The sequence below is a fragment of the Achromobacter sp. genome (assembly GCF_057314935.1).
Genome location: NZ_DBHKZA010000066.1, coordinates 1 through 9,054 on the forward strand (window position 1 = coordinate 1; position 9,054 = coordinate 9,054).

Annotated in this window: 10 protein-coding genes; 9 read left to right on the forward strand and 1 reads right to left on the reverse strand. The window is 67.9% G+C overall.

Features of this window, described 5'->3' with window-relative positions; all coding sequences use genetic code 11:
* Positions 1-101: 101 nt before the first annotated feature.
* From ACO6D5_RS21865 to ACO6D5_RS21885, 5 genes are all read left to right on the forward strand, one after another.
* Positions 102-1,064 (forward strand): Bug family tripartite tricarboxylate transporter substrate binding protein, encoded by a 963-nt coding sequence (locus tag ACO6D5_RS21865; protein WP_485826501.1) that lies wholly within the window; start codon positions 102-104, stop codon positions 1,062-1,064.
* 4 nt (positions 1,065-1,068) lie between these two features.
* Positions 1,069-1,713 (forward strand): glutathione S-transferase family protein, encoded by a 645-nt coding sequence (locus ACO6D5_RS21870; RefSeq protein WP_485826502.1) that lies wholly within the window; start codon positions 1,069-1,071, stop codon positions 1,711-1,713.
* A gap of 10 nt (positions 1,714-1,723) precedes the next feature.
* Positions 1,724-2,506 carry an aldolase gene (locus tag ACO6D5_RS21875; protein WP_485826503.1) on the forward strand — a complete coding sequence of 261 codons (783 nt, stop codon included), beginning with the start codon at positions 1,724-1,726 and terminating at the stop codon, positions 2,504-2,506.
* Positions 2,507-2,592: 86 nt separating this feature from the next.
* The gene (locus ACO6D5_RS21880; protein WP_315526816.1) at positions 2,593-3,147 is read left to right on the forward strand and encodes a helix-turn-helix domain-containing protein; all 555 of its coding nucleotides are present in this window, start codon (positions 2,593-2,595) and stop codon (positions 3,145-3,147) included.
* Between the two features lie 44 nt (positions 3,148-3,191).
* Positions 3,192-3,557 carry a cupin domain-containing protein gene (locus ACO6D5_RS21885; protein WP_006222026.1) on the forward strand — a complete coding sequence of 122 codons (366 nt, stop codon included), beginning with the start codon at positions 3,192-3,194 and terminating at the stop codon, positions 3,555-3,557.
* Positions 3,558-3,567: 10 nt separating this feature from the next.
* Here the strand turns inward: ACO6D5_RS21885 and ACO6D5_RS21890 are convergent, their stop codons facing one another.
* Complete coding sequence (locus ACO6D5_RS21890) at positions 3,568-3,936, reverse strand: hypothetical protein (RefSeq protein ID WP_485826504.1); 369 nt, start codon at positions 3,934-3,936, stop codon at positions 3,568-3,570.
* Between the two features lie 229 nt (positions 3,937-4,165).
* On the opposite strand from ACO6D5_RS21890, the gene ACO6D5_RS21895 reads away from it, so the two are divergent.
* The 4 genes from ACO6D5_RS21895 to ACO6D5_RS21910 all read left to right on the forward strand — a co-directional run.
* Complete coding sequence (locus ACO6D5_RS21895) at positions 4,166-4,843, forward strand: STN domain-containing protein (RefSeq protein WP_485826505.1); 678 nt, start codon at positions 4,166-4,168, stop codon at positions 4,841-4,843.
* Positions 4,833-5,402, forward strand: a complete 570-nt coding sequence (locus tag ACO6D5_RS21900) for a sigma-70 family RNA polymerase sigma factor (RefSeq protein WP_315526812.1) — start codon at positions 4,833-4,835, stop codon at positions 5,400-5,402. The genes ACO6D5_RS21895 and ACO6D5_RS21900 overlap by 11 nt, the downstream gene beginning before the upstream one ends.
* Entirely contained in the window at positions 5,393-6,373 is a 981-nt protein-coding gene (locus tag ACO6D5_RS21905) for a FecR family protein (protein WP_485826506.1), read from the forward strand. Before ACO6D5_RS21900 ends, ACO6D5_RS21905 begins: the two co-directional genes overlap by 10 nt.
* A gap of 141 nt (positions 6,374-6,514) precedes the next feature.
* The coding region (locus ACO6D5_RS21910; protein WP_485826507.1) for a two-partner secretion domain-containing protein at positions 6,515-9,054 on the forward strand (2,540 nt) is incomplete at its 3' end.

Consider the following 9,054-nt stretch of genomic DNA (forward strand, 5'->3'; position numbering starts at 1 on the left):
GCTCAGGGATTTCCCCAATCATATTGTCCTTGCGGAAAATCAATGCTCTATAGGACACTTTGTGTCATTAAGGCCGACACGGCCCGATCAAGGGGAATGGCATGAAGGTTCTGAGCAAGGTGGCCGCGCTGGTGCTGGCGACGGGAATGGGGGCAGGCGCGCACGCGGCGTTTCCGGAGCGGCCGGTCCGGCTGGTGGTGCCCTTCGGCGCCGGCGGCATCACGGATATCGTGGCCCGCCAGGTGGGCAAGGGCATGGGGGATGTGCTGGGCCAGAGCATCGTGATTGAAAACCGGCCCGGTGCGGGCGGGGTGATCGCCGCGCAGGTGGCCGCCACCGCGCCTGCCGATGGCTATACGATCTTCATGGGTACCGTCGGCACGCAGGTGGTGAACCCGCTGATCTACAGCAAGCTCAGCTATGACGCCGACAAGTTCGCGCCGGTCGGCATGGTGTCGGGATCGCCCTATGTGCTGGCGGTGCGGGCCGGCTTGCCGGCGACGTCGTTCAGCGAATTCGTGGCCTACGCCAAAGCCAATCCGGCGCGCTTGAATTTCGGGTCGGCGGGCAATGCCAGTTCGCCGCATCTGGGGCTGGAACTGCTGAAGCTGACGGCGGGCCTGGACATCGTGCACGTTCCGTTCAAGAGCGGCAGCGAAGCGGTCAATGCCGCCATCGGCGAGCAGGTGGACGTGGTGATGGACGCCAGCCCGGTCATCATGCCGCACGTAGCGTCAGGCAAGCTGCGCGCGCTGGCGGTGGCGGCGGACAAGCGCCTGCCGTCGGCGCCCGCCGTGCCAGCCAGCACCGAGGTGGGCGACGCGCAGTTGCAGATCAGTTCGTGGAACGCCTTCTTCGCGCCGGCGGGCACGCCGCCGGATGTGCTGGCCGCGTTGAATGCCGCGCTGCAGAAGACGCTGGCCTCGCCCGAACTGAAAGAGCGGCTGGCGGCCCAGGGCACTCAGCTGTACACGGGCACGTCGGACGAATATCAGCGCTTCATCGCCGGCGAAAAGACGAAGTGGACCCAGATCGTGAAGCGCGCCAATATCAAAATGGACTGACCGCATGACTGAGCAGACGATGCATCCCCTGGCGGGCAAGCCGCTGGAACTGGCCGATACGCTGCGTTCGGGCAACGCGTGGAAGATCCGGCTGGCCTGCGGTTTCATGGGCTTGCCGCTTGCCCGCCGCACCTTCGACATTGTGCAGGGCGACCTCGAGACCGATGCGTTTGCGCGCATCAACCCGTGGCGGCAGGTTCCGGCCTTGCTGACGCCCGAGGGGGAGTGGCTGGCCGAGTCGCAGGCCATCCTGTGGTATCTGGCGCAAGGCACGTCCTGGCTGCCGGACGACCGGCTGGCGCAGGCGCAGGTCAGCAGCTGGCTGAGCTTCGAGCAGACCCAGCATATGCATGCTTTCGCCCAGCCGCGGTTGTTGATCCACCTGCGCAGGACCGCGGCCGCGGAGGATCCGGCGATGGTCGCGTGGCGCGCCATCGGCATGAAAGCGGCGGCGCTGATGGACGCGCATCTGGATGGCCGGGCGTACCTGGTGGGCGGTGCGCCGACGATTGCCGACGTGGCGCTCTATCCCTATACCAGCATGGCGGAGCAGGGCGGCTACGACCTGTCCGCCTTTACCCATATCACTGCCTGGCTGGCGCGCATCCGCGCCTTGCCGGGGTTTACGCCGTTGATCGAAACGGCATGACGGAGACATGATGAGCGATACGATGCACTTGGGAAAAGACGAACTGATCGCGCGGGCGAAAGCCGAGATGCAGCGCCAGTTCGATACGCCGCAATGGAGCCTGCGCGAACGGCTGGCGCTGACTTGCCGCATCCTGTTCGACGGCGGCCATGATTCCGGGCTGGCCGGGCAGATCACGGCCCGCGCCGATGAGCCGGGCCGGTATTACACGCAGCGGCTGGGCCTGGGCTTTGACGAGATCACGGCCAGCAACCTGCTGGTGGTGGACGAGGACCTGCGCGTGCAGGAAGGCGGCGGCATGCCCAACCCGGCCAACCGCTTCCATTCATGGATCTACCGCGCGCGGCCTGACGTGAACTGCATCATCCACACGCATCCGCTGCACGTGGCGTCGCTGTCCATGCTGGAGGTGCCGCTTGAAGTCTCCCACATGGACAATTGCCCGCTGTACGGCGACGTGGCGTTCCTGAAGGATTGGCCGGGCGTGCCGGTGGGCAACGAGGAAGGCGAGATCATCTCTGCGGCGTTGGGAGACAAGCGGGCCATTCTGCTGTCGCACCATGGCATGCTGATCGCCGCGGGTTCGGTGGAAGAAGCCTGCGTGTTGGCCCTGCAGTTCGAGCGGGCGGCGCGCATGCAGCTGCTGGCGATGTCGGCGGGCAAGATCCAGCCGATTCCGCCGGCGCTGGGCCGCGAGGCGCATGATTGGATCCTGACGCCAAAACGTTCCCAGGTGGGCTTTTCATACTACGCCCGGCGTGCCCTGCGCACCCACGCCGACGTGCTGGCCTGACCGAACGCAAGCCGGCGGGGCAGGCCGGCTCGACGGCCGGGCCGGTTTCGGGCATGCTTACCGGTCGGATTTTCGACCCACCGCCCATGATCGACCTGCCCCACCGCCTACGTACCCTGCGCCGCCAGCAAACCCTGTCCCTGGAACAGCTGGCGCAACGCACGGGCCTGACCAAAAGCTATCTGTCCAAGCTTGAACGTGGCTTGAGCGAGCCGTCGATTTCGACCGTGCTGCGGCTGGCCGAAGCCTACGGCGTGGGCGTGTCGCAACTGGTGGGGACGGATGACGCCGCGCAGGATGAGGTGGTCAGCGTGGTCCGCGTGGCGGACCGCGAGGCCCTGCAACGCGGCGGGCTGGGCAGCGAATACCATTACGAATCGCTGGCCGGACGCCGCAAGGTCAAGACGATGGAACCCTTTGTGGTGCATCCGCCGCGCGACTTTCCGGACGCGACCGCGGTTTTTCCGCATCCGGGCGAAGAATTCCTGCTGGTGCTCAAGGGCGCCATCGAAGTCCATGTAGGCGAACGCCAGTTCCGCCTTGAGACCGGGGATTCGGTCTATTTCGATTCCGAACTGCCGCACCGCATGCGTACCGTCAGCCGGGCCATGGCCGAGGTGCTGGTGGTGGCCGCGCATTAAGGGCCGTCGGCCGTCGACCTTATAACGATATGAATGGGTGTCCCATGAAACATGACCAGTCGCGGCTTGTCCGCATCGATGCCGGCCCGCTAAAGGATCCGGTGCCCGGCAAACCCCGCCGCCCGATTTCTGGCGACGCGGCTTTCCTTACCGTGACGGCCTTCGAAGGCAACGCGGGCAAGGCCGAAGCCGGCGTATGGGAAAGCACTGCGGGCGTATTCCAGTCGAACACCACCGGCTATATCGAATTCGGCTACATCGTCGAAGGGTCGGCCCGCCTGGTCGACCCGGACGGCACGGTGCACGAATTGACGGTGGGCGAGGCCTTCGTCATGCCGGAAGGTTATACCGGCCGCTGGGAAGTGGATCAGTTCGTCAAGAAGATCTACTTCATCACGCGCCTGGGCTGAGGCCCGGCCGCTACGGCTGTGGCCGTTGCGGATAGGCCGACGTGCCGAACGTGTTGCCCATGCGGTTGCCGATGGTGGCTGGCGTGGGCAGGCCCATCTGGTTGGGCGGGCGCTGCGTGACCGCTTCGGACTCCAGCCCCGTCGCGGGCCGGTGCGGCGTGTCGGGCGCCATCTTCTGGTTCAGGCAATCGTAGGACAGCGCCCGATATCCGTTGACTTCGGTATCGATGCACGCGCCGCCGGGCGCGGCGGGCTTCTGCGCGCCTGGCGCGGGAGCGGCTGGCGTCTGGGATTCGGCTGCCGCCAAGGGCGGCCCCGCCAGCGCGGCGGACAGGCATAGCAGGACAATGCGGCCAGCGGCCAGGGGCACCGTGCGCATGCGCGCTCCTTTAAGCAGTTCCGGCCTGAGTGGGCCGATGCGATCCGTCAAGTATAGGGACGGCCGCAGCCGCGCAGGTGACCATTGCATGTCGGCGGCGGGGCCGGCGCGGCAAAGGTGTCACGAATGCGTCATTCGGCGCCTCTAGCATGGCGGCTTTTGTAAGGGCGGGCGCCCAGGCGCCTGGTGTTGCGGCCATGTCAGGCACTTCCCCATTGCGGTCACGTTCATGAGCAGCACCTTCAGGGGCTGCGGCACGGCGTTGCGCGCCTGTCTGGCCTTGGGCCTGTTCACGCTGGCGGCCGCGGGGCACGCGGAGCCGCCGCCCAAGCCCGTCGCGTTTGCCATCTCGGCGCAGCCCTTGGCGCAGGCGCTGGTTGAATACAGTCTGGCCAGCGGGCTGACGGTGCTGGTGGACAGCACGTTGACCGCCGGCCGGCAGGCGCCCGCGGTGATCGGCAACTACACGCCCGGCGATGCCTTGCGCAAGCTGCTGGCCGGGTCGCCCCTGGCGATCCGCTATGCCAGTGCGCAGTCGTTCACGCTGGTTTCCACGGAACAAGAGGCGGCCACGTCGCCGCGGCCGGGCAAGCGCTTGCGCGATACGCCCTATGCCGCCGTGGTGCAAGGGGCGCTCAAGCGCGCGTTGTGCAGGGCGGCTGGCACGGAGCCGGGCAGCTATCGCGCCCTGGTGCAGTTGTGGTTCGACAAGGCTTGGCGGGTCAGCCGTGTCGGTTGGGTGGCGACGACCGGGTCGCCGGCGCTGGACGGCAGGTTGGAGGCGGCGTTGCGCGGCGTGGTGATCGGCCCATTGCCTACTGGCATGCCGCAGCCGCTGACCGTCCTGCTGGAGCCGCGCGGCGCGGCCGAGTGCGCGTCGGTGCCCGGAGTCGGCCGTGCGGGATAGCAAGCCGGAAACCTCGCTGCGGTCCTTGTTCCTGGAACGCTACAACGACTTTCGCAATCAGCTCAAACGGCGCCTGGGGTCGGAAGACCTGGCGCATGACGCCATGCAGGAAGCGTTTCTGAAGGTCAATGACCTGCCCGCCAGTTCGTCGATCCAGCAGCCGGCGGCGTATCTGTTCCGCGTGGCGCTGAATATCGCCGAGGACCAGCGGCGCAGGGACTCCCGCCTGCTGACGGGGGTAGAGATCAGCGAACTGATCCACATCACGGACGAGGCCGCAGACCCCGCGCGCATCGCGCAGGGCCGCAGCCAGGTCGACGCCTTCGAGCGTGCGCTGCAGAAGCTGCCGGAACGCACGCAGCAGATGCTGCTGGCCGCGCGCGTGCACGAATTGCCCCACGCGGAGATCGCGCGGCGGTATGGCGTGTCGGAACGCATCGTCTCCAAAGAACTCAAACGCGCGTTGGAACACTGCGCGCGGGAACTGCTTGTGGCGGGCCAGGGGACGGCGGACACGTCCGGCCATGCCGCGGGCGGGGATGAAGAACCATGGCACTGACGATGGGCATGCCCGGAAACAACAAGAACTCTGACGTGGCGGCACGCGAGGCGCGGGCGTGGCTGCTGACGCTGACGTCCGGCCGGGCCACCGAGGCCGATGCTCAGGCGTTCCGGGAGTGGCTGCGTGCCGATCCGCGGCGCCAGGCGGTCTTTGCGGCGCAAAAGCAGCTGTGGCATGACCTGGGCCCGGCGGTGCAGGCGGTGGTGGCCGAGCGGGCGTCCGACCGGGCACGCAGGCGGGCGCGCCAATCCCTGATGACCGGCAGGCGCGCGTTCCTGGGCGGTGCGCTGGCCGCGTCGGCCGCCTATCTGGCGTTCAAGCCGCCCCTGGGGCTGTGGCCCGGTGTCGATATGCTGGGGGCGGATTACCGGACGGCGGCAGGCGAACAGCGACACGTGGCGCTGGGCGATGCGCTGGACGTCCAGATGAACACGCTGACCCGCATCAATGTCGCAAGCGGCGGTGACGGCGCAGTGATTGAGCTGGCCGATGGCGAAGCCGAAATCCGCAGCGGGGCGCAGGCCGCCGTCGTGTTGGCGGGTAAAGGCCGGATCACCGCGAAGGACGCGGTGTTCAACGTCCGGTACATCGGGGGCGAGGCGCGCCTGTGCTGCCTGTCGGGCGTGGTGCGCCTGGCACACGAGCAAGGCGTGTTCGACGTGGTGGCCAACCGTGAACTGCGCTACGACGACAGCCGGGTGATGCCGCCCGTCCTGATCGACCCCGCTGTGGTCACCGCCTGGCGGCAGGGGTGGCTGGTGTTCGACCAGCAGCCGCTGGCGCAGGTGGTGGACGAGTTGAACCGCTATCGGCGCGGACGCCTGGTGCTGATGAACGAGCAACTGGGCAGGAGGCTGGTGCAGGCGCGCTTTTCGCTGGCGCAGGTGGCGGACGCCGAACGCCTGATCCGCGACGCGTATGGCGCCCATGTGACCCGTCTGCCGGCGGGTGTCGTCCTGTTGTCGTAGGCGCGCGCCGACCCTGTGTCTTGATGAATTATTTGTGACAGGGTTCTGGTCGGCATTTTTCCATCCGTCTGTCTTGTTCTAGGTGACGAACACGCGCGATTGGAACAAGGGATGGCGATCATGCAGGCACGGATGTCGGAAATGAGCGGTAAGGGAAACAGGGCGCGCACGCCGGGGCGCGGGCGTCCCAACTGGCGTCCGACGCCGCTGTCGAAGGCGGTGACGGCCCTGTTGGTCGCGGGCAGCGCCAGCGCTGCGGCCCAGGCGCAGACGCGCGCATTCAGCCCCGGCTGGTTCTCCGACAAGAATGCCGTGCAGTCCACCGCGCAACGCACGGGCCGCATGCCGGACGGCGGCGTCGCGGGCATCGGCGCCAGCGCGCGCCAGCAGCAACAGTCGCGGCAGCAATTGCAGCGTTCGCTGGACAACTTGAACCGCACCGCCGCTGCGGTGGCGGCGCAGCAGGCCGCCCAGGCGGCGGCGCGCGCCGCCGCGGCGGCCAATGGCGGCGACGTGCCGGACGGCCTGACCGAAGGCGGCCTGTGGGCCGCCGAGGGCGGCCTGGCGAAATGGGAGGGCGCGAAAGCGGCCAAGCCCGGCGTGGAGAACGGCCGTCAGGTCGTCACCATCGAGCAGACGCAATCGCGGGCCATCCTGAACTGGGACACCTTCAACGTGGGCCGCAACACCACGGTCCAATTCAAGCAGGGCGTGGACGATGCAGTGCTGAACCGCGTGGTCGGCGCGTCGGCCAAGCCCAGCCAGATCCAGGGGTCGATCAAGGCGGACGGCACCGTGATGGTGGTGAACCAGAACGGCGTGATCTTCACCGGCACCAGTCAGGTGAACGCGCGCAATCTGGTGGCGGCGGCGGCCACGATCACGGACGCGCAGTTCCGCGAGAAGGGGCTTTACGCCGACAACGGCGCGCAGCCGACCTTCCAGGACGCGCTGGGCCGCGTCGAGGTGCAGCCGGGCGCCGCGATCCGCACCGCGACGCCGGCTTCCTCCACCACGGGCGGCGGCTATGTGCTGCTGCTGGGCAAGGAAGCCGTGAACGCGGGCACGATCGATACGCCGGCGGGGCAGGCGCTGCTGGCGGCCGGCGACAGTTTCGTGATCAAGCGAGGTCAGGGCACATCAGGCAACCTCGTGTCCACGACGAAGGGCAACGACGTGACGCCCGCCGGCTTGCCCGGCCGGGTCGAGAACACGGGCCTGATCCAGGCCGCCTTGGGCGACGTGACCCTGACGGGCGGCGACGTGGCGCAGCGCGGCGTGGTGCTGTCGAGTACGTCGGTCGATACGCGCGGCACGGTGCACCTGACCGCGACGGGCGCCAACGGCCGGATCACGGTGGCCGAGAACAGCACCACGGCGATTCTGCTGGACCGCAGCGGCGCGCTGGCGCTGGACAGCCAGCGCGACGGCCTGCGCGTGCCGCCGGCAGTGCAAAGCGATTCGCCCTTGTTGGCGGCGGGCGCCGACCGGCGCGAACTGTCGCGGGTGGAGATCAGCAGCTCGGGCACGGTGGACTTCGCGGCGGGCTCGATCACGCTGGCCACCGGCGGACAGATCGCCGTCCAGGCCGCGCAGCGCAGTTTGCTGCGCGATGGCGCGGTGCTGGACGTGGCGGGCGCGGTGGGGGTGCCCGTCGCGATGGAGAACAACAATCTCAAGATCAACGTGCAGGGCAACGAGCAGCGCGATGCGCCCGTCAATCGGGACAGCGGCAAGCTCAACAACAACGATGTCTGGGTAGATATCCGAGACCTGGTACTGGTGCCCGCGGGGACGAACGGCTACGCCACGGACCGTTGGTATACGGCCGGCGGCCTGCTGGAAGTGAGCGGTTATCTGGGCACGCAGGGGCATGCCGTCAACGAGTGGATGGCGCAAGGCGGTAACGTCGAATTCACCGGCGGCGACGTCGTCACGCGGGCTGGCTCCCAGATCAACCTGTCGGGCGGCACGCTGGAAGTGCAGGACGGCATGATTCGCCAAAGCTGGCTGCGCGGGGTGGATGGCCGGTTGTACGAGGTGACGCGGGCACCGGGCGACCTGGCTTATGCGGGGCTGTACAAAGGGTTTGAGGCAAACAGTGAACGCTGGGGCCAGACGCGCTATTTCTACAACCCGCTGATCGCGCCGCGCGAGCGATTCGAGACCGGCTATACGGTCGGGCGGGATGCGGGCCGCCTGGTGATCGGCACGCGCAGTGCCGTGCTGGAGGGCGAACTGATCGGCACGACGTTCCAGGGCGACCGGCAGAACGCCGCGGCGCAGGCCGGCCTGGACGGCTACCAGCAATCGCAGCGCGCGGTGGCGCGCGGCGCGCAGCTGGTGGTGGGCACCTACACGCCGTACTACAGCAAGACCACGGGCGCACTGCAGTACGTGTTGGGGCGCGGCGATGGCACGATCAATCAGGTGGTGCTGTCCGAGCGGGTGGCGGCGGTGGCCGCCGGGCTGGATCTGGACACGGCGCTGCCCGGCGACCGCACGGGCACCCTGCAGCTGGATACGGCGCGGCTCAATGGCTTTGGCCTGGGCGCCGTGAAGATCGCCGCAGGCGACATCGCGGTGCAATCGGATCTGACGGTGGCCCCAGCGGGCGACATCACGCTGTTCGCGAACAACCTGACGGTGGATGCCGCGCTGACGGCCAACGCCGGCAGCAT

Excerpts from the sequence above, each read along its gene's own strand:
- ACO6D5_RS21895 (WP_485826505.1), top strand. The coding sequence starts at position 4,166 with ATGAGCAGCACCTTCAGGGGCTGCGGCACGGCGTTGCGCGCCTGTCTG.
- ACO6D5_RS21885 (WP_006222026.1), top strand. The coding sequence starts at position 3,192 with ATGAAACATGACCAGTCGCGGCTTGTCCGCATCGATGCCGGCCCGCTA.
- ACO6D5_RS21875 (WP_485826503.1), top strand. The coding sequence starts at position 1,724 with ATGAGCGATACGATGCACTTGGGAAAAGACGAACTGATCGCGCGGGCG.
- ACO6D5_RS21890 (WP_485826504.1), bottom strand. The coding sequence starts at position 3,936 with ATGCGCACGGTGCCCCTGGCCGCTGGCCGCATTGTCCTGCTATGCCTG.
- ACO6D5_RS21905 (WP_485826506.1), top strand. The coding sequence starts at position 5,393 with ATGGCACTGACGATGGGCATGCCCGGAAACAACAAGAACTCTGACGTG.
- ACO6D5_RS21865 (WP_485826501.1), top strand. The coding sequence starts at position 102 with ATGAAGGTTCTGAGCAAGGTGGCCGCGCTGGTGCTGGCGACGGGAATG.
- ACO6D5_RS21880 (WP_315526816.1), top strand. The coding sequence starts at position 2,593 with ATGATCGACCTGCCCCACCGCCTACGTACCCTGCGCCGCCAGCAAACC.
- ACO6D5_RS21870 (WP_485826502.1), top strand. The coding sequence starts at position 1,069 with ATGACTGAGCAGACGATGCATCCCCTGGCGGGCAAGCCGCTGGAACTG.